The 20,427-nt window shown below is 52.9% G+C and carries 18 protein-coding genes and 1 riboswitch; of the genes, 10 read left to right on the forward strand and 8 right to left on the reverse strand.

Going from position 1 to position 20,427, the window contains the following annotated elements; genetic code table 11:
- Window positions 1–227 precede the first annotated feature (227 nt).
- Window positions 228–2,369: a TonB-dependent siderophore receptor gene (locus V6E55_RS12610; protein WP_316942960.1), complete on the forward strand. Its 2,142-nt coding sequence runs from the start codon at window positions 228–230 to the stop codon at window positions 2,367–2,369.
- 37 nt (window positions 2,370–2,406) lie between these two features.
- On the opposite strand, the gene parE is transcribed toward V6E55_RS12610, so the two are convergent.
- From parE to nudF, 5 genes are read right to left on the reverse strand one after another with little or no spacing between them, the layout of a single operon-like run.
- A complete protein-coding gene (gene parE / locus V6E55_RS12615; RefSeq protein ID WP_316942962.1) occupies window positions 2,407–4,299 on the reverse strand; it encodes a DNA topoisomerase IV subunit B in 1,893 nt (630 codons plus the stop codon).
- A gap of 28 nt (window positions 4,300–4,327) precedes the next feature.
- On the reverse strand, window positions 4,328–4,909 hold the full coding sequence (gene yqiA / locus V6E55_RS12620) for an esterase YqiA (RefSeq protein WP_114979966.1): 582 nt from the start codon (window positions 4,907–4,909) through the stop codon (window positions 4,328–4,330).
- Window positions 4,909–5,736, reverse strand: coding sequence for a 3',5'-cyclic-AMP phosphodiesterase (cpdA, locus tag V6E55_RS12625; RefSeq protein ID WP_114979965.1), 828 nt, complete (start codon window positions 5,734–5,736; stop codon window positions 4,909–4,911). Before cpdA ends, yqiA begins: the two co-directional genes overlap by 1 nt.
- Window positions 5,737–5,763: 27 nt before the next feature.
- Window positions 5,764–6,186, reverse strand: a complete 423-nt coding sequence (locus tag V6E55_RS12630) for a DUF1249 family protein (RefSeq protein ID WP_014833293.1) — start codon at window positions 6,184–6,186, stop codon at window positions 5,764–5,766.
- Window positions 6,183–6,815: an ADP-ribose diphosphatase gene (nudF, locus tag V6E55_RS12635; protein ID WP_028017156.1), complete on the reverse strand. Its 633-nt coding sequence runs from the start codon at window positions 6,813–6,815 to the stop codon at window positions 6,183–6,185. Before nudF ends, V6E55_RS12630 begins: the two co-directional genes overlap by 4 nt.
- Before the next feature lie 204 nt (window positions 6,816–7,019).
- Between nudF and tolC the strand changes: the two genes are divergently transcribed.
- From tolC to V6E55_RS12650, 3 genes are all read left to right on the forward strand, one after another.
- Complete coding sequence (gene tolC / locus V6E55_RS12640; protein ID WP_114979964.1) at window positions 7,020–8,498, forward strand: outer membrane channel protein TolC; 1,479 nt, start codon at window positions 7,020–7,022, stop codon at window positions 8,496–8,498.
- A gap of 161 nt (window positions 8,499–8,659) precedes the next feature.
- Entirely contained in the window at window positions 8,660–9,325 is a 666-nt protein-coding gene (locus V6E55_RS12645) for a DUF1190 family protein (RefSeq protein WP_236920538.1), read from the forward strand.
- 2 nt (window positions 9,326–9,327) lie between these two features.
- Entirely contained in the window at window positions 9,328–10,488 is a 1,161-nt protein-coding gene (locus V6E55_RS12650; protein ID WP_316942965.1) for a glutathionylspermidine synthase family protein, read from the forward strand.
- A gap of 77 nt (window positions 10,489–10,565) precedes the next feature.
- On the opposite strand, the gene ygiD is transcribed toward V6E55_RS12650, so the two are convergent.
- Entirely contained in the window at window positions 10,566–11,354 is a 789-nt protein-coding gene (gene ygiD, locus V6E55_RS12655; RefSeq protein ID WP_316942966.1) for a 4,5-DOPA dioxygenase extradiol, read from the reverse strand.
- A gap of 196 nt (window positions 11,355–11,550) precedes the next feature.
- On the opposite strand from ygiD, the gene zupT reads away from it, so the two are divergent.
- The 5 genes from zupT (at window position 11,551) to V6E55_RS12680 (ending at window position 17,538) form a co-directional block, all read left to right on the forward strand.
- Complete coding sequence (gene zupT, locus V6E55_RS12660) at window positions 11,551–12,324, forward strand: zinc transporter ZupT (RefSeq protein WP_316942967.1); 774 nt, start codon at window positions 11,551–11,553, stop codon at window positions 12,322–12,324.
- 326 nt (window positions 12,325–12,650) lie between these two features.
- On the forward strand, window positions 12,651–13,211 hold the full coding sequence (locus V6E55_RS12665; RefSeq protein ID WP_114979959.1) for a fimbrial protein: 561 nt from the start codon (window positions 12,651–12,653) through the stop codon (window positions 13,209–13,211).
- Window positions 13,212–13,286: 75 nt separating this feature from the next.
- Complete coding sequence (locus V6E55_RS12670; RefSeq protein ID WP_316942968.1) at window positions 13,287–15,725, forward strand: fimbria/pilus outer membrane usher protein; 2,439 nt, start codon at window positions 13,287–13,289, stop codon at window positions 15,723–15,725.
- A gap of 9 nt (window positions 15,726–15,734) precedes the next feature.
- Window positions 15,735–16,493 (forward strand): fimbrial biogenesis chaperone, encoded by a 759-nt coding sequence (locus V6E55_RS12675; RefSeq protein WP_316943004.1) that lies wholly within the window; start codon window positions 15,735–15,737, stop codon window positions 16,491–16,493.
- A complete protein-coding gene (locus V6E55_RS12680) occupies window positions 16,477–17,538 on the forward strand; it encodes a type 1 fimbrial protein (protein WP_129994946.1) in 1,062 nt (353 codons plus the stop codon). The genes V6E55_RS12675 and V6E55_RS12680 overlap by 17 nt, the downstream gene beginning before the upstream one ends.
- Window positions 17,539–17,582: 44 nt before the next feature.
- Here the strand turns inward: V6E55_RS12680 and ribB are convergent, their stop codons facing one another.
- Complete coding sequence (gene ribB / locus V6E55_RS12685) at window positions 17,583–18,236, reverse strand: 3,4-dihydroxy-2-butanone-4-phosphate synthase (RefSeq protein WP_010435670.1); 654 nt, start codon at window positions 18,234–18,236, stop codon at window positions 17,583–17,585.
- Window positions 18,237–18,342: 106 nt separating this feature from the next.
- Window positions 18,343–18,493: riboswitch (FMN riboswitch) on the reverse strand.
- A 120-nt stretch (window positions 18,494–18,613) separates the two neighbouring features.
- Between ribB and ubiK the strand changes: the two genes are divergently transcribed.
- Window positions 18,614–18,910: a ubiquinone biosynthesis accessory factor UbiK gene (gene ubiK / locus V6E55_RS12690; RefSeq protein WP_316942969.1), complete on the forward strand. Its 297-nt coding sequence runs from the start codon at window positions 18,614–18,616 to the stop codon at window positions 18,908–18,910.
- Between the two features lie 72 nt (window positions 18,911–18,982).
- On the opposite strand, the gene hldE is transcribed toward ubiK, so the two are convergent.
- The gene (gene hldE, locus V6E55_RS12695) at window positions 18,983–20,413 is read right to left on the reverse strand and encodes a bifunctional D-glycero-beta-D-manno-heptose-7-phosphate kinase/D-glycero-beta-D-manno-heptose 1-phosphate adenylyltransferase HldE (protein WP_114978733.1); all 1,431 of its coding nucleotides are present in this window, start codon (window positions 20,411–20,413) and stop codon (window positions 18,983–18,985) included.
- Window positions 20,414–20,427: the final 14 nt, after the last annotated feature.

A 20,427-nucleotide genomic window follows, 5' to 3' on the forward strand; every position in this document is an offset into this window, starting at 1 on the left:
ACATTAATTTCAAAAGGTTAATTAGTATTCTGCTGTACTTATACGCACGGTTAAATGTTGTAGCCGATTTTTGCTTTTTTCCATTTACTACTACATCCCCACATGATTGAATGATTCTCAATTACATGTTCGATGCCATACGGTTAACGAGCAGACAATTAAGGGCAATGACTCACATATTCTTCCGCGCCCCTTCATGCGCGGGATATCTTGGGAAAACAGATGTAATGGCTACGTTCACACCTTCTCTCTCTGGGGTAAAAGGGCGCGCGCTCTTTTCACTGCTGTTTATGGCGCCGTTGGTGCAGGCAGCTGACAACACAACGGCTAAAGACGGCGAAACGCTTACCGTCACCGCCAGTCCGAATGCTACGGTAGATGCTACAAATGGCTATCAGCCGTTGAATACCTCCACCGCGACACTGACCAACATGCCAATGCTGGATATCCCGCAGGTGGTCAATACTGTCAGTGATAAAGTGCTGGAAGACCAGCACGCCACTACGCTTGATGAAGCGCTCTATAACGTCAGTAACGTGGTGCAAACCAATACTCTGGGCGGTACGCAGGATGCATTTGTTCGCCGTGGGTTTGGCGCGAACCGCGACGGTTCGGTCATGACCAACGGCCTGCGCACCGTACTGCCGCGCAGTTTTAATGCCGCTACCGAGCGCGTGGAAGTGCTAAAAGGCCCGGCCTCAACGCTTTATGGCATTCTCGATCCTGGTGGTCTGATAAACGTCGTGACCAAACGCCCTGAGAAAACCTTCGGCGGCTCAATTTCTGCCACCTCTTCCAGCTTTGGCGGCGGTACCGGCCAGGTTGATATTACTGGCCCGATTGACGGCACGCGTCTGGCGTATCGCCTGACGGGCGAATATCAGGACGAAGATTACTGGCGCAATTTTGGCAACGAGCGCAGCACCTTTATCGCACCGTCTCTGACCTGGTTTGGCGATGATGCCACGGTCACCGTGCTCTATTCGCATCGCGACTATAAGACACCGTTCGATCGTGGAACGATCTTCGATCTCAACACCAAACAGCCGATAAACGTTGATCGCAAAACGCGTTTTGACGAACCGTTTAACATTACCGATGGTCAGTCAGACCTGGCGCAGCTCAACGCAGAATATCGCCTGAACAGCCAGTGGACCGCAAAGTTCGACTACAGCTTTAGCCAGGATAAATACAGCGATAACCAGGCCCGCGTAATGGCCTACGATTCAAAAACGGGCAACCTGACCCGCCGCGTAGATGCGACGCAAGGCTCGACCCAGCGGATGCATACGACGCGTGCGGATCTGCAGGGGAATGTGGACATCGCTGGCTTCTACAACGAGATCCTGACCGGCGTATCGTATGAGAATTACGATCTGCTGCGTACGGATATGATCCGCTGTAAAAACGTCAAAGATTTCAATATCTATAACCCGACGTATGGCAACCTTAGCAAGTGCACCACTGTCTCAGCGTCAGACAGCGACCAGACCATCAAGCAAGAGAGTTACTCCGCCTACGCTCAGGACGCGCTGTACCTGACCGATAAATGGATCGCCGTCGCCGGATTGCGCTATCAGTATTACACCCAGTACGCCGGTAAAGGTCGCCCGTTCAACGTCAATACCGACAGCCGCGACGACCAGTGGACACCGAAGCTGGGGCTGGTTTACAAGCTCACGCCAGCAGTCTCGCTGTTTGCCAACTATTCCCAGACGTTTATGCCGCAATCGTCCATTGCGAGCTACATTGGCGATCTGCCGCCAGAAACATCAAATGCGTATGAAATTGGCGCTAAGTTTGACCTGTTCGACGGTATTACTGCCAATATCGCGCTGTTTGATATTCACAAACGCAACGTGTTGTACACCGAAAGCATCGCAGGAGAGACCATCGCGAAAACCGCTGGCCGCGTGCGTTCGCAGGGTGTAGAGGTGGATCTGGCAGGGTCCCTGACGGAGAACACCAACATCATTGCCAGCTATGGCTATACGGACGCAAAAGTGCTGGAAGACCCGGACTATGCAGGCAAACCGCTGCCGAACGTGCCACGCCATACCGGCTCACTGTTCCTGACCTATGACATTCACAATGTGATCGGCGGAAATACATTGACGCTTGGCGGTGGTGGACACGGTGTGAGCCGTCGCTCAGCGACCAACGGCGCGGACTATTATTTACCGGGCTATTTTGTTGCCGATGCCTTTGCGGCCTATAAGATGAAACTGCAGTATCCGGTGACGCTGCAGGTGAACGTGAAGAACCTGTTTGATAAGACTTACTACACCTCATCTATCGCGACCAATAACCTGGGGAACCAGATTGGCGACCCACGTGAAGTGCAATTTACGGTGAAGATGGAGTTTTGACATAAAAAAAGCCCTGCATCGCAGGGCTTTTTCAGCATCAGGCTTCAATATCCGCCATATCGCCTTTCTCCTGTAGCCAGTTACGTCGGTCTTCCGAACGTTTCTTGGCAAGGAGCATATCCATCATCGCGTTGGTTTGCTGCTCGTCTTCGTCACTGATCGTCAGTTGCACCAGACGACGCGTGTTGGGATCCAGCGTGGTTTCGCGCAGTTGCATCGGGTTCATCTCACCCAGCCCTTTAAAGCGCTGAACGTTCGGTTTACCCTTCTTACGCTTCAGTTGTTCCAGCACACCCGCTTTTTCTTCTTCCGTCAGCGCGTAATACACTTCTTTGCCGAGGTCGATACGGTACAGCGGCGGCAGCGCCACGTGAACGTGGCCGTTTTTCACCAGCGTGCGGAAGTGCTTCACAAACAGTGCGCACAGCAGCGTGGCAATGTGCAGACCATCGGAGTCCGCATCCGCGAGGATACAGATCTTTCCGTAGCGCAGTTGGCTCAGATCATCGCTGTCAGGATCGATACCGATCGCCACCGAAATGTCATGCACTTCCTGCGAAGCCAGCACTTCATCTGAAGAGACTTCCCAGGTGTTCAGGATCTTACCCTTAAGCGGCATGATCGCCTGATATTCACGATCGCGCGCCTGCTTGGCCGAACCACCCGCCGAGTCCCCTTCCACGAGGAACAACTCGGTACGGTTGAGATCCTGCGCAGTACAGTCCGCCAGTTTTCCTGGTAGCGCAGGTCCACTGGTCAGTTTTTTACGCACCACTTTCTTCGCAGCACGCAGACGACGCTGAGCGCTGGAGATCGCCATTTCAGCCAGCATCTCTGCCGCCTGAACGTTCTGGTTCAGCCACAGGGTAAACGCATCTTTCACCACGCCGGAGACGAATGCCGCACACTGACGTGACGACAAGCGCTCTTTAGTCTGACCGGCAAACTGCGGATCCTGCATTTTCACAGAGAGCACGTAGGCACAACGATCCCAGATATCTTCCGCCGACAGCTTCACGCCACGCGGCAGGATATTGCGGTATTCGCAGAACTCGCGCATCGCGTCCAGCAGCCCCTGACGCAGGCCGTTGACGTGCGTACCGCCAAGCATGGTTGGGATCAGGTTAACGTAGCTTTCGGTCAGCAGCTCACCGCCTTCCGGCAGCCACAGCAGCGCCCAGTCCACCGCTTCGGTGTCACCGGTAAAATTACCGACGAACGGTTTTTCCGGCAGCGTCGGCAGGTCGTTTACCGCTTCGCACAGATAGTCGTTAAGACCGTCTTCGTAGCGCCAGCTCTGCTCTGTATTGTTTACGTTGTCTTTAAAGGTGATTTCCACGCCAGGGCAGAGCACCGCTTTGGCTTTCAGCAGGTGCGTAAGGCGAGAAACAGAAAAACGTGGGCTGTCGAAGAAGCTTTCGTCAGGCCAGAAGTGAACGCTGGTGCCAGTGTTGCGTTTGCCGCACGTACCGATAACCTGCAGATCCTGAACCTTCTCACCATTTTCAAACGCGATGTTATAGACCTGACCGTCACGGCGGACGTTCACTTCCACGCGTTTAGACAGGGCGTTGACCACAGAGATCCCCACACCGTGTAAACCACCAGAGAACTGATAGTTTTTATTGGAGAACTTACCTCCTGCATGCAGTCGGCAGAGGATCAGTTCAACGGCCGGTACGCCCTCTTCAGGATGGATATCCACCGGCATACCGCGTCCGTCGTCAATGACTTCCAGCGACTGATCAGCATGCAGGATGACGTCAACGCGTTTGGCATGGCCAGCCAGCGCTTCGTCCACACTGTTATCAATAACTTCCTGGCCCAGGTGGTTTGGGCGCGTCGTATCGGTGTACATCCCCGGGCGGCGGCGAACCGGCTCAAGCCCGGTGAGGACCTCAATGGCATCAGCGTTATAGGTTTGCGTCATGATTTAAACTAGCAATTCGCATTGATTGTCAGTGGCTGTGCAGTCCAAGAAAATCGACAATCTGGGTGAAATGATCCTCAAAGCCCGTGAAAGCATGGTTTCCGCCCTCTTCTATCGTCTGGCGGCAGGAGGCGTAATACGCCACTGCCTGGCGGTAATCCAGCACTTCATCACCCGTCTGTTGCAGCAGCCAGATAAGATCGGGCGCTTCAAGCGGGTCAACCTGCATAACTTTGAGATCGTAAATATGGCGTGACTCTAGCACATATTGCTGACCGGTGTAGGGGTTCTCGTTTTCACCAAGAAAGTCCCGAAGCAGCTCAAATGGCCGCACCGCCGGGTTAACGACAACAGCGGGCAGCATGAAACATTGCGAGAGCCAGGTGGCGTAGTATCCGCCCAGTGATGAGCCGACCACACCGAATGATTCGCCGCCGTGTTCAAGCACAATAGATTCCAGCATCTCCGCAGCCTCCGCCGGGTAAGGCGGCAGCTGCGGAATAATCATCTCAACATCAGGGTGATGTACGCTCAGCCACTGGCGAAACTGTGTCGCTTTTGCGGAGCGCGGCGAGCTGTTGAATCCGTGCAGATAAAGGAGCGTAGACATCAGTAGCCTTCTGAAGCGGTGTCCGGACGGAATTTGGCGCCTGTCAAACGGCAGACTTCCGTGGTCAGCGAACCATCAGCATGCAGTTCCAGCCAGCGCCAGCCTGGTGCGATGGTATCCAGAGTAAAGTTGGCACAATGCGGCTTAAACTGAACGCAGGTCGATGGCGTCGCCAGCATACGACGACCATTCCAGTCGAGATCCTGTTCCTGATGTATGTGTCCGCACAGCAGATTCTTCACACGCGGGAATTTCGCCAGCACGTGATCCAGTGCAGCAGAATTACGCAAACTGTGCTGATCGAGCCAGCTGCAACCTGCTGGCAGAGGGTGATGATGAAGTAATAACAGCGTATGACGTTCAGGTTCAGCAGCCAGTTTGGTCTCCAGCCAGTCGAGCTGGAACTCGCTTAACTCACCGTGCGGGACACCAAACACCTGGCTGTCCAGCAGCAGGATCTGCCACTGTTCACCCGCAAAGACACATTTTGCCGGAGAAATCCCCGCATCCTGGAGGGCATTGTACATAGCCGGCTGGAAATCGTGGTTTCCTGGCAGCCAGACGCAAGGCACGCTGAAACTCGCGATGCCTTCAGCAAAATGCTGGTAGGCCGCGGAGGATTGGTCCTGCGCCAGATCGCCCGTTGCGACAATCAAATCGCATGCACGATTTTCAGCGTGAATGGCGCTAAGTACCGCCTGATAGCTCTCCCAGGTGTTGACCCCAAGCAGAGTTTCATGCTTTTCGGCAAAAAGGTGGGTATCGGTGATTTGTAATATCCTGACTGGCGCCCCACCAGCAACAGTCAGGTTCAACAGGCTTTCCAAATGGTGTCCTTAGGTAGGTTTATGACGCTAACAAACCGGAATCGCCATTGCTCCATGTGCTAAACAATATCTTAGCCAGTCAGCTAAAAACTGGTTAATTTGATGCTTTTCGTCGCGTTGATGCAACTTTTTATTCGGGTAATCATACCGTGCCTTGAAGCGAAAGATCTGCTGACTTGAACACACTTCAGCGACCATTGCATCGTGATAGAGGCGCACCGTCATCGACGGCAGGCTCCAGTAACTAATACTGGGTGCCGTTTGCTCAATCTCCACCAGCGTAGTGTAGCGCGTTGATTCTGTTATCGTTAACCGATACTGCGCGTTGCTCACCTGATAGCTTACCGTTTCGCCGGGTGCGTCATTTTTCGGCAGCAGGCGGCGCAATTGTGCGAAATTGGTTTCGCACAGGCGCATCATTTCTGGGAAGTCAGGTGTATAACGCTTCATTTTTTCCACTCGTTTCGTAATGTCTGATAATGCAGTTGCAGCCATTGCAGGGCGATGACAGACGCTGCGTTGTCGATTTTCCCCTCTTCTACCCACTGATAAGCCTGTTCCCGGCTCACCACATGAACCCGAATATCTTCGTTTTCATCTGCCAGACCGTGGATCCCTTCCGCCGTCGTGGCGTCCACTTCACCCACCATAATCGACAGGCGTTCGCTGGTGCCCCCCGGGCTTGCCAGATAACTCAGCACCGGTTTTGTACGTCCTACCACTAAACCTGCCTCTTCCAGCGCCTCGCGACGGGCAACGTCTTCGACCGATTCGCCCTCTTCGATCATCCCTGCTACCATCTCCAGTAACCACGGGCTCTCGCTGACGTCGTAAGCCGCAATTCGGATCTGTTCCACCAGCACAACTTCGTCGCGCACTGGGTCAAAGGGTAGCAAGACTGCCGCATGCCCGCGCTCAAAAATTTCGCGTCTGATTTCGCCGCTCATTTCACCGTTAAACAGGCGATGCCTGAAACGGTAAAGTTCCATCGAAAAAAAACCGCTATAAAGCATTTCTCGTGCAATAATTTCTACATCGTTTTTGGCGAATGTCACGGGCAACTTTTCTGGTTTCTGCATGAGTCGAGTCCTGGTAGCAATGGTGATGAAATTGTGAATTTCAAGGCTGTTTGGCTGCCGTTTGTAAGGCTATATGCTAGATTGGTGCAAATTACCGCCAGATGGCACGTAACGCCAACCTTTTGGTATGGAAGATTCTGTTAGAATCGGCAATTATTTTTTAATTAGATCAGCGCTAATACTGCTTCACAACAAGGAATGCAAATGAAGAAATTGCTCCCCATCCTTATCGGCCTGAGCCTGACGGGCTTCAGTGCAATGAGCCAGGCGGAAAACCTGTTACAGGTCTACCAGCAGGCACGTCTGGGCAACCCTGATTTACGTAAATCAGCGGCCGATCGTGATGCTGCGTTTGAAAAGATTAACGAAGCGCGTAGCCCATTGCTGCCACAGTTAGGTTTAGGTGCGGATTATACCTACAGCAACGGTTTCCGCGACGCTAACGGCGTCAACTCCAATGCTACCAGCGCCTCACTGCAATTGACACAAACGCTGTTTGATATGTCCAAATGGCGTGCCCTGACCCTGCAGGAAAAGAGCGCAGGCATCCAGGATGTGACCTATCAGACTGACCAGCAAACGCTGATCCTGAACACCGCAACAGCTTACTTTAACGTACTGAGCGCGATTGACTCGCTCTCCTACACCGAAGCGCAGAAACAGGCCATTTACCGCCAGTTAGATCAAACCACACAGCGTTTCAACGTGGGTCTGGTTGCGATCACTGACGTGCAGAACGCCCGTTCACAGTACGACAGCGTGCTGGCCAACGAAGTGACCGCGCGTAACAATCTCGACAATGCGCTGGAATCCCTGCGTCAGGTCACCGGGAATTACTACCCTGAGCTGGCGTCTCTGAACGTGGACAGCTTCAAAACGGATAAACCGCAGGCGGTCAACGCCCTGTTGAAAGAAGCGGAAAACCGCAACCTGAGTTTGCTGCAGGCGCGTCTGAGCCAGGATCTGGCTCGCGAACAGATTCGTCAGGCACAGGATGGCCACCTGCCAACCCTGAGCCTCAGCGCATCTACCGGTGTTTCTGATACGAGCTACAGCGGCTCTAAAACCAATACCTCCCAGTATGACGACAGCAATATGGGTCAGAACAAAGTGGGTCTGAGCTTCTCCCTGCCACTGTACCAGGGCGGTCAGGTCAACTCTCAGGTGAAACAGGCGCAGTACAACTTTGTTGGCGCGAGCGAGCAGCTGGAAAGTGCTCACCGCAACGTGGTGCAGACCGTTCGTTCTTCTTTCAACAACGTGAATGCCTCTATCAGCAGCATCAACGCGTATAAACAAGCCGTGGTGTCTGCACAGAGCTCCCTGGATGCGATGGAAGCAGGTTACTCGGTCGGTACACGTACTATCGTTGATGTGCTGGACGCAACCACCACGCTGTACAACGCGAAACAGCAGCTTTCAAGCGCGCGTTACCAGTACCTGATTAACCAGCTGAACATCAAACAGGCTCTGGGTACACTGAACGAGCAGGACCTGCAGATGCTGAACAGCGCACTGGGCAAACCGGTCTCAACGTCGCCGGACAGCGTTGCGCCGGAGAACCCGGAGCAGGTTGCCGCCGTAGATAACTTCAACGCTAACAGCAACGCCCCTGCTGCACAGCCTGCTGCTGCGCGTTCTACCACGCCAGCAAGCAACGGCAGCAATCCGTTCCGTAACTAAGATTGTCATCAGGCCCTCTCCCGCAGGGAGAGGGCGCATCTGAATCACACCCGAACGTAAGCCAACGTAAAGATCCCCTTGATTCCGCCCCTCTTCGCTTCATTTTCAACCACTCATCCTCTATCCTGAGCGTTATTACCACTGGGTCCTGGAAGACAAAGATGAAACGGACAAAAACGATTAATCACGCATCGTTCCGCAAGAGCTGGAACGCGCGTCACCTCACCCCTGTTGCGCTGGCAGTTACTGCTGTCTTTATGCTGGCAGGTTGTGAGAAAAACGACGAAACGGTTTCGCTGTATCAAAACGCCGACGACTGCTCTGCCGCAACCGGTAAAGCCGCCGAATGTAAAACGGCATACACCAGCGCGCTGAAAGAAGCAGAACGTACCGCACCGAAATATGCTTCACGTGAAGATTGTGTAGCAGAGTTCGGCGAAGGTCAGTGCCAGCAGACGCCTGCTCAGGCAGGCACGGCTCCGGAAAATCAGGCACAGGCGCAGTCCAGCGGCAGTTTCTGGATGCCTCTGATGGCAGGTTATATGATGGGCCGTCTGATGGGTGGCGGAGCAGGTTACCAGCAGCAACCGCTGTTTAGCTCGAAAAACCCGGCCAGCCCGGCTTATGGTCAATACACCGACGCCAGCGGCAAAGGCTACGGCGCAGCAACCCCAGGCCGCACCGTGACCGTCCCGAAAACGGCGATGGCACCGAAGCCTGCGACCACCAGCACCATCACCCGTGGCGGGTTTGGTGAATCCGTAGCGAAGCAGACCAGCATGCAGCGTAGCGCGACAGGCACCTCTACTCGTTCAATGGGCGGCTGATCATGGAACGAGTCAGTATCACCGAGCGCCCGGACTGGCGCGAAAAAGCTACCGAATACGGTTTTAACTTCCATACCATGTACGGCGAGCCGTACTGGTGTGAAGATGCCTATTACAAACTCACGCTCGCCCAGGTTGAGAAACTGGAAGAGGTGACGGCCGAGCTGCACCAGATGTGCCTCAAGGTGGTGGATAAAGTCATCGACAGCGACGAGCTGATGGCAAAATTCCGCATTCCGAAGCACACCTGGAGCTTTGTCCGTCAATCGTGGAAAACGAATCAGCCTTCGCTTTACTCTCGCCTTGACCTGGCATGGGACGGCGTGGGTGAACCTAAGCTTCTGGAAAATAACGCCGATACGCCCACTTCTTTATACGAAGCGGCGTTCTTCCAGTGGATCTGGCTGGAAGACCAGGTCAATGCCGGAAATCTGCAGGAAGGCAGCGATCAGTTCAACAGCCTGCAGGAGAAGCTGATAGAGCGTTTTGCCGAGCTGCGCGAGCAGTTTGGCTTCAACCTCCTGCACCTCGCCTGTTGCCGCGACACGGAAGAAGATCGCGGGACGGTTCAGTATTTGCAGGACTGCGCCGCCGAGGCGGAAGTGGCAACCGAATTCCTCTATATCGAAGATATCGGCCTGGGTGAGAAAGGTCAGTTTACCGACCTGCAGGATCAGGTTATCAGCAACCTGTTCAAGCTTTACCCGTGGGAATATATGCTGCGCGAAATGTTCTCCACCAAGCTGGAAGACGCAGGCGTACGCTGGCTGGAACCGGCATGGAAGAGCATTATCTCCAACAAAGCCCTGCTGCCTTTGCTGTGGGAGATGTTCCCGAACCATCCTAACCTGCTGCCTGCGTATTTTGCGGAAGATGATTATCCGCAAATGGAAAAATACGTCGTGAAGCCGATCTTCTCCCGTGAAGGGGCGAACGTGTCGATTATCGAAAACGGCAAAACGCTGGAAGCGGTTGAAGGGCCTTACGGCGAAGAAGGGATGATCGTCCAGGAATTTTATCAACTGCCGAAATTTGGCGACAGCTATACGCTGATTGGCAGCTGGCTCATCAACGATCAACCAGCCGGGATTGGCATCCGCGAAGATCGCGCGCTGATCACGCAGGATCTGTCACGATTCTATCCGCATATTTTTGTGGAGTAAGACTTGCCGGGTGGCGGCTTCGCCTGACCCGGCCTACGGTTTTGTAGGCCCGGTAAGCAGCGCCACCGGGCATGTTTTCACCCTACCTGCACCGACAGCATACTCAGACTCCCCATCTCAATACCATCGACCGGGATCGTAACCGGCTCCTGACCATCCCACGCACCAAGAACATACAATAGCGGCAGGAAGTGTTCCGGCGTCGGGTTAGAGAGCGAACCACCTTCGTGATCCAGATAATTCACTAACGGATGCTCCTCAACCGGGCCTTGCCAGGTCAGATTCGCTTTGACGTAATCATTAAAAGAGGTCGCCCACGGATAGGGGGTGTTCTCGCCGTGCCAGCGTGCCGTACGCAGGTTATGCACCACGTTACCGCTTGCCACCAGCATAATGCCTTCATCACGCAGGGTTGCCAGCTTACGACCCATCTCCAGATGCCAGGCGGCAGGTTTGGTACTGTCGATGCTCAACTGCACCATCGGGATATCCGCATCAGGATACATTTTAATCAGCACGCCCCAGGAGCCATGGTCAAAGCCCCAGGCTTCTTTATCCAGCGCTACCGGGACAGGAGCAAGCAGTTCCACCAGATGCTGTGCCAGTTCAGGTGAGCCAGGGGCCGGATAATGCGTGTCGTACAGCGCCTGCGGGAAACCGCCAAAATCATGAATGGTTTTTGGCGCTTCCATGGCGGTCACGCCTGTCCCACGAGTAAACCAGTGCGCAGATACCACCACAATCGCTTTCGGACGCGGCAACGTTTCACCCAGATGACGCCATGCGCGGGTATAGACGTTGTCTTCCAGAACATTCATTGGGCTACCGTGGCCTAAAAACAGGGCTGGCATACGGGAAGAAGTCATGGTGATATCCTTACAGAAGGTGTCAATTTAATGGTGCTACATTACGCGCAAACTGGCAAAGATGAACGCAGATAAGCGTGAAGATCATCTTCAGGAAATTTGAATGTAAGGAATGTGTAAAGCAGAGCTCCACTGCTCGCTTTGCTGACAATGAATCATTTACATTAATGATAATCATTATCACAAGGAGTAATACATGTCAGTACCTTTGATCCTGACGATACTTGCGGGCGCTGCGACCTTCATCGGAGCGATCCTCGGTGTTCTTGGCCAGAAACCGTCTAACCGCGTGCTGGCGTTCTCACTGGGTTTTGCTGCCGGGATCATGCTACTCATCTCCCTGATGGAGATGCTGCCCGCCGCGTTGGGAACAGAGGGTATGTCTCCGTTGCTGGGGTATGGCATGTTTGTCTTTGGCCTGCTGGGGTACTTTGCACTCGACCGCATGCTGCCTCATGCCCATCCGCAGGATTTGATGCAAAAAAGCGTTACCCCCATGCCACGTAATATTAAGCGCACCGCGATACTGCTGACGCTGGGTATCAGTCTGCACAATTTCCCCGAAGGCGTCGCTACCTACGTGACGGCCAGCAGCAATCTGGAGATGGGTTTTGGCATCGCGCTGGCAGTAGCCTTACACAATATTCCTGAAGGACTGGCGGTTGCCGGACCGGTATATGCGGCCACAGGGTCGAAACGTACCGCCATTCTTTGGGCAGGCGTTTCGGGGCTGGCAGAAATTCTGGGAGGCGTTCTGGCATGGCTGATACTCGGCAGCCTGGTTTCACCGGTGGTGATGGCCGCCATAATGGCCGCAGTCGCCGGGATTATGGTTGCGCTTTCGGTCGATGAACTGATGCCACTCGCCAAAGAGATCGACCCGAACAACAACCCAAGCTATGGCGTACTGTGCGGAATGTCGGTGATGGGGCTGAGCCTGGTATTATTGCAGTCAGCAGGTATCGGTTAACATTAACCCTGCCTCTGTTTATTACGGAGGCAGATTTGCGAAACGTAAAATACAGGTAAAAATTTATAACCCATCCTGTTTATTTACAATGGATGCTATGGTTTTATAGAAATAGACTTTTAAACTGAGTAAGCATATTATCCGGGCCACTGTTTAAATTATGAGAGTAAGCCGATAGTTACAATCAACAGGCATTATATATTAATATAATCTTAAAATAGCTTTAAGCTACAGTAATCGCATCCCCCCTCCCTCCTCCCGTATACTCGATATGCGTCCTGAAATTAATATTCAGAGTATGAATTCGTTTGAAAAAGGATATTTTCATGTATATGGGTAAAAAAATTCTGTTAGCCGTTGCTATGGCTGCTATCGTCTCGGGTTCTGCCGTTGCTGAGGACCAGGGTTCGGGCAAGATCAAATTCAAAGGCGTTGTAATTGATGCCCCTTGCAGTATTGCGCCAGACAGCGTTGATAAAGAAGTTGATCTTGGTGAAGTGACCACTGCCGTCATCAATGCCAACAAAAAGTCTACCGCTGTTCCGGTTGATATCAATCTGGAAAATTGCCAACTCGACGACCCGGCGGACGAAACTGACACGCCAATCACCAAAGTCGATGTAACCTTTACCAGCGCAGCAACAGACGCGACGGACACCAGCCTGATGAGTAACACCTATGCAAGTGGTGCGCAAAACGTTGGCGTTCGTCTGCTGGATAATGCCGAAGCCAACATTACGCTGGGAGCAGCAAATGAGATCGCTTTGCTGGCAGGTTCCACTACTCAAACACTGCATTTCAAAGCATTAATGGAAGTGGCTTCAGGTAAAACTGCCACTGCGGGTCAGGTCGAAGCAACCGCCAACTATGTTCTGATGTACAAATAATAATATCACGCCACAGGATAAACCGGCTGCAATTTAATGCAGCCGGTATTCTATATCTTTTTGAGTAACAGGACGATGACATATAAATTACAATGGATAATCATTATCACGTCCCTGTTAATGACGAAAATTACCTCCGCAACTGAATTTAACATTAATGCAATTGATAAAGAACAACGTGGTAGTGTTGACTTATCTCTCTTCAAAGATCAAATCGCCGTAATCCCAGGTAACTATTTTGTCACGATTTCCATTAATAATATTCCTCAGGCAAATGGCTGGCAGCTTCGCTGGCGAGAGATTAATAACCAGGTACAGGTCTGTATTCCATCCGAGCTGGCCGATACCTTTGCTCTGCAGGACAACATTCGCAACGCCCTGCCAGAAAAAGAGGGGTGCATTGATTTTTCATCCAGACCCGATATTAAGTTTACCTTTGACCAGGCTAGTCAGACGCTCAACGTGACCATTCCTCAGGCATGGTTACAATACCGTGCCGCAGACTGGATGCCGCCATCAACCTGGGATAATGGCGTACCAGGCGTATTGCTGGATTACAACCTGTTCGCCAGCCATTACCAGCCTGATAACGGCTCAGACACAGACAACGCCAACACCTACGGAACTGCGGGTGCCAATATGGGCGCGTGGCGGTTACGAAGCGATTATCAGTACACGCAAACACATACCGATGCCGGATCTGAACATAATGGACGCTTTTCACGTGTTTATATGTTCCGCCCCCTTCCCTCACTCGGGGCCAAATTAACCCTGGGTGAAACAGATTTTCAGTCCGCCATTTTTGATGCTTTCACTTATACCGGTGCATCCCTGATTAGCGATGAGCGCATGCTGCCATGGTCGCTACGGGGTTACGCGCCACAAATTTCCGGGATAGCGCAAACCAACGCCACGGTTACCGTCAGCCTGGCTGATCGCGTGATTTACCAGAGCAAAGTCCCGCCTGGCCCCTTTGTGATTCAGGATCTTAACCAGTCTGTTCAGGGTACGCTGGACGTAAAAGTGACGGAAGAAGATGGACGCGTCAGTACCTTCCAGGTATCTGCGGAATCAGTGCCTTTTTTAACGCGAAAAGGTCAGGTTCGCTACAAACTGGCGGCCGGGAGAGCGCGCAAAGACACCTCGCATGATGTTGAAGATAACGCGTTTATGAGCGGTGAATATTCCTGGGGCGTGTTGTCACACACCTCCCTCTATGGCGGTACGCTCGCCGATGGCGATCATTACCGGTCTCTCGCCGCCGGGGTCGGGCAAAATATGGAGTACTTTGGCGCCCTCTCTTTTGATATCACGCAGGCAACCAGTCAGTTACCGAACCTGAATAAGCAGACAGGTTACAGCTACCGCTTAAACTACAGTAAACGTTTCGATACTACAGGCAGCCAGCTAACGCTCGCCAGCTATCGCTACTCAGACCCACAGTTCCTGAGCTACGCCCGTTTTCTGGATTATGACAATAACAATCGGCAGTCAGAAAAACAGACGCTTAGCTTGACGGCAAGCCAGTACATTTCAGCGTTATCACTCAACCTCTATGTGAATATGTTACGTCAAACCTGGTGGAACAATTCACCTTCCACCACGGGCAGCGTTACCGCAGGCTACAACTTTGATCTGGGTCGCTGGAAAAACCTCGGCGTCACCCTGTCGTGGAGTAAAACGCATTATGAAGATGAAGACGACGATACGCAGTTCTATCTCTCACTGAGCGTACCGCTCGATCCCGATCATCGTCTGAATTACGACCTGCACAACAGCGACAGCCTGAGCCAGAATGTATCCTGGTATGACACATCAGACCGCAATAATACCTGGGGTGTTTCCGCAGGCACCGAAAGCGAGAAGTCAGATGCTGGTGCGCAGGTAAGCGGCAACTATCAACATTATTCACCTTTTGGCGACCTGAATCTCTCCGGGAGCTATAAAGCTAACGAATACAATTCACTGAGCGCCAGCTGGAATGGCTCATTCACCTCAACGGCTAAAGGCGCTGCGCTGCACCGGCGCAGTTATGGTAACGAACCGCGAGTCATGGTCAGCACTGATGGCGTAGGCAACATCCCGCTGAATATGTCACGGGATGAAACCAACCGATTTGGTATTGGCGTTTTACCGTCGATTTCCAGCTATTCACCCGCCAGCGTGCAGGTCAATATGAACAACCTTCCCGATGGCGTGGACGTGGATACCCGCGTCGTCACCTCTACCTGGACTGAAGGCGCCATTGGATATCGTCAGATTGCCACTCGTTCAGGCAATGATATCGCAGGTATCTTACGCACCACCTCTGGTACGCCGCCGCTGGGCGCAGTTGTTCGCCTGCTGGAAAACGATCGGCAGATTGCAATGGTCGCCGATGACGGTCACGTCTGGCTCGGTGCCGTAGAGCCACAACAAGAATTCCGCGTAACGTGGGGCGACAATCAGCAGTGTCGCTTCACATTACCTTCACACCTCGAAAACAGTATGCAGTTGATACTGCCATGTCAGTAAAAAATCATGATGAATTTAACCCCGCTTAAAAGCCTGTGCCTGTTATTGCTTGGCACAGCATTTACCACCCATGCAGCCATTAATCTGGACCGCACACGCATTGTCTTCCCGGAAAGTGACAAAGCCAGCAGCCTGAAAGTGGACAATCAGAGCAAAGCTTTGCCTTACCTGGCGCTCTCCTGGATTGAAGATGAAAAGGGGCGCAAAGAAGACACGCATTTCATGGCGCTCCCTCCCATTCAACGCCTTGAAGCGGGTTCTGCGTCTCAGGTCAGGATCGTTAAGCAAGCGGCCACCAGCCAGCTGCCGAAAGACAGAGAATCCCTGTTCTATTTCAACCTGCGCGAAGTGCCGCCGAAAAGCAGCAGCGCCAGCGATGAACGTAGCGTCATGCAGATCGCGATGCAGAGCAGGATCAAACTGTTCTGGCGCCCAAAAGCGATTACCAAAAAGCCCGGCGAGCTGGCGGAAATGCGCATGGAGATCACAGCCAATGCGAAAGGGTTGATCGTGCATAATCCCACGCCGTATTACATCACCCTGGCGTGGCTCAGTAAGAATGCGAAAACCATGCTGCCGGGCTTTGACAGCCTGATGATCGCGCCTTTCTCGACGGCAAAAACGTCTACGGGTGACTACCACGGCAACTATTACAGCATCGGCTATATCGACGATTACGGCGCACTGAAGAAGGTCGACGTACAGTGCGCAGGAACAGCTCAGTGCAAGCTCACCGAACGGAAGATAGAAAATGCGAAATCTCGCTAATACACTGTTTATTATGCTGTTTTCGGTTCTGCCTTTAAAGGAAGCGCTGGCGCTGAACTGCTATCTTGGTGGCTCCGGCGGTCCCGTAGAGGAGACAAAAACAATCTCACCTTTTTCCATCCCAAGTAACGCGCAGATCGGCCAAAAAATTTGGGAATCGGACGACATTAAAATCCCGGTGACCTGCGATCACAATGTTGCCAGTGGTTTTACACAAGAGGATATCTACGCATGGGTGAACCCTTACCCTGCCGCAGCCGATCCTTACTATGAACTTGGCGTCACTTATGAAGGGATGGATTATGATGCGACGGGCCAGCCTAACGGGGTCGATACCCGCCAGTGTCTGGATAACAACAGCATCACGATTTATACCCCGGATCAAATCCGACAGATGGGATGGGAAAATCTCATCTGCTCCGGTAATCCGGATGAAATCCATACCACCCGGACATTCATCGCGCGTTTGCGCTTGTTCGTCAAAATTAAAGCGGCCCCCCCACATGGCTATGTGAGTTCGCTCAGCGACTACATCGTTGTGCAGTTCGATGGCAAAGGTGGGGTTAATCAGATGACCGACGCGAAAAACCTCAAGTACCACATCAATGGCCTGCAAAATATTACCGTTCTGGACTGCGGGGCGACGTTTAGCATTTTTCCTGAAAACCAGGAGATCGATTTCGGCACCTTTAGTGCACGCGATATTGTGAATCAACAGACGCGTACACGTACCTTCTCGGTGAAGACGACGAAGGTGCAGGATGCCCAGTGTTCAGATGGGTTCAAAATGGACTCGTCGTTCTACACGGCTGAAACGCTTACCGCCGAAGATACGGCGTTGCTGATAGGTAATGGCTTGAAGTTGCGGATCCTTAACGGAACCCAGCCGTATACTTTCAACCAGTATAAAGAGTACGCCGATTTTACAGGCGGTACACTGCAGTATGAACAAACGTACACGGCAGAACTCTCACCAGTGGAGGGAAAAGCGATTCAGTCAGGACCCTTCGAATCGGTAGTGCTGTTTAAAATTAACTACCATTAACAACAAAAAAGCCGGGTTTCCCCGGCTTTTTCACGTTAACTATTTCAGCTGGCTTTACGCTCGTGCGCCTGGCGATACTCCACCAGATCTTCAATCGTTACCACTGGCATATTGTGCAGACGAGCAAAGGTGATGCACTCCGGCGCGCGCGCCATGGTGCCGTCATCGTTGGTCAGCTCACACAAAACACCTGCAGGTTTGAAACCTGCCAGCGTCACCAGATCGATAGTCGCTTCGGTGTGGCCGCCACGAGTCAACACACCGCCCGCCTGCGCACGCAGTGGGAAAACATGCCCAGGACGGTGCAGATCGGATGGTTTCGCACCGTCGGCGATCGCTGCACGTACGGTAGTCAGACGGTCAGCCGCAGACACACCCGTGGTCACGCCATGCGCCGCTTCGATGGTGACGGTAAAACCGGTACCAAAGGCGCTGGTGTTGTTCTCAACCATCATTGGCAGTTCGAGCTGCTTACGACGGTCTTCGGTAATACACAGGCATACGATGCCGCTGCCGTGACGGATGGTTAGCGCCATCTGCTCAACGGTCATGTTTTCGGCGGCAAAAATCATGTCGCCTTCATTTTCACGGTTTTCATCGTCAAGCACCATCACACCGCGGCCTTCGCGCAGTGCATCCAGTGCATGTTCAACACGTTGAGTTGAAGTGCCAAAAGAGGAAAGTAGCGTCTGATTCATGGTAAAAAAACCTCATTAAAATTATGGTTACCAGAATCAGGGCAGTCTTAGGAGCGCCGTATAAGCGGCAAAAAAATAACGTGAGCGGGCCCATGCCCGACTGGATCGTTACTCTCTCCCATCCGGACTCTAACCGTCGGCCCCGGAATTACACCGGATCTGCTGACCTTTGAGTGTTCACTCAAAGCGCTCGCGGGCTTTCAGCGTGCAGCTGATTTACCGCCGGTGGGGAATTTCGCCCCGCCCTGAGAATAAGCGAGATAACTATAACGCTATTGATTACCCTGGGCAATGCATAAGCATCAAACAATTTTGTTTAACCCGCGGCATGACGCGCTACAATAGGCACTGACACCTTTTCATCAAGGGAAACGACAATGATTGACCCGAAAAAAATTGAGCAAATTGCGCGTCAGGTACACGAATCCATGCCGAAAGGCATTCGTGAATTTGGTGATGACGTAGAAAAGAAAATCCGCCAGACGCTGCAGGCGCAGTTGGTTCGCCTTGATTTAGTCAGCCGTGAAGAGTTCGACGTGCAGACCCAGGTTCTGCTGCGCACCCGCGAGAAACTGGCATTGCTGGAACAGCGTCTGACCGACCTGGAAAACCGCAATACGCAGGAAGAAGTGAAGCCAGCACCGGCCATTCCACCGGTGAATGAGCAGGAGTAAGAGCGGCCTGATGCCCTCACCCCACCCCTCGGGGAGAGGGAGAAAAACGAACGGGCCAATTGGCCCGTTTTTTTACTGACTGTCTTTCTGGATTTTCTTAATGATGTTGGTGGTTGAACACCCGTCCTCAAAGTTGAGCACCATCACTTCGCCACCGTTGGCCCAGACCTCTTCGCTGCCCGCAATTTGATCTGGCTTGTAATCGCCACCTTTCACCAGCAGGTCCGGCAGAATACCGGCAATCAGACGCTGCGGCGTGTCTTCTTCAAACGACACCACCCAGTCCACGGCTTCCAGCGCACCGAGAACGATCATACGCTGTTCCAGTGGGTTCACCGGGCGCGTTTCACCCTTCAGACGCTTCGTTGACGCATCACTGTTCACTGCCACAATCAGGCGATCGCCCAGCTTGCGCGCATTCGCCAGATACGAAACATGGCCCGCATGCAGAATGTCAAACACGCCGTTGGTCATTACCACTTTCTCACCGCGCTTACGCGCTGCGGCAACGGCGGCTTTCAGTTCGTCTTCGCTCATCACACCAAAACCGGTGTCTGCACGGCCACGCACGGCATTTTCCAGTTCAATAGGCGAAACGGTTGAAGTACCGAGTTTGCCAACGACAACACCCGCTGCTGCATTAGCAAAATAGCAGGCTTCTTCAAGAGAATTCCCTGCTGCAAGCGTCGCCGCCAGCACGCCAATCACTGTATCGCCAGCACCGGTCACGTCATACACTTCCTGCGCCTGAGTGGGCATATGCAGGGGTGCTTTGCCTGGTTGAATCAGGGTCATCCCCTGCTCTGAACGGGTCACCAGCAGTGCAGACAGCTCGAAATCAGCAATGATCTTCATGCCGCGTTCGACAATTTCTGCTTCCGTTTTGCACTTACCCGCCACCGCTTCAAACTCAGAGAGGTTTGGCGTCAGCAGCGTTGCGCCACGATAGCGCTCAAAATCGGTGCCTTTCGGGTCGATCAGCACCGGCACGTTGGCTTTACGCGCGAGCTGAATCATCGTCTGCACGCTCGCCAGCGCACCTTTGGCATAATCGGAAAGTACCAGTGCGCCGATGCTGCTCAACGCCTGATTAATACGCTCGTGCAGCGGTTCAGGGTCAACCCCTTCGAACCCTTCTTCAAAGTCGAGACGGATCAACTGCTGGTTGCGCGACAGCACGCGCAATTTGGTGATCGTCGGGTGGGTCGGTACAGAAACGAAGTCACACTTCACGTTTACGTCCGCCAGTGACTTGCTCAGCGCACGCGCCGCATCGTCGATGCCGGTCAAGCCCACCAGACGCGAATGCGCTCCCAGAGAGGCAATGTTCATCGCCACGTTTGCCGCGCCGCCTGGACGCTCTTCAATGGTGTCGACCTTAACCACCGGTACCGGCGCTTCCGGAGAGATGCGGCTGGTTGGCCCATACCAGTAGCGATCCAGCATCACATCCCCGACAACCATAACTCCAGCACGTTCAAACTCTGGCAGTGTTACTTTCATTCCTGACTCCAGAA

Origin of the sequence: Enterobacter sp. 342 (assembly GCF_036663495.1) — a bacterium.
GTDB lineage: Bacteria > Pseudomonadota > Gammaproteobacteria > Enterobacterales > Enterobacteriaceae > Enterobacter.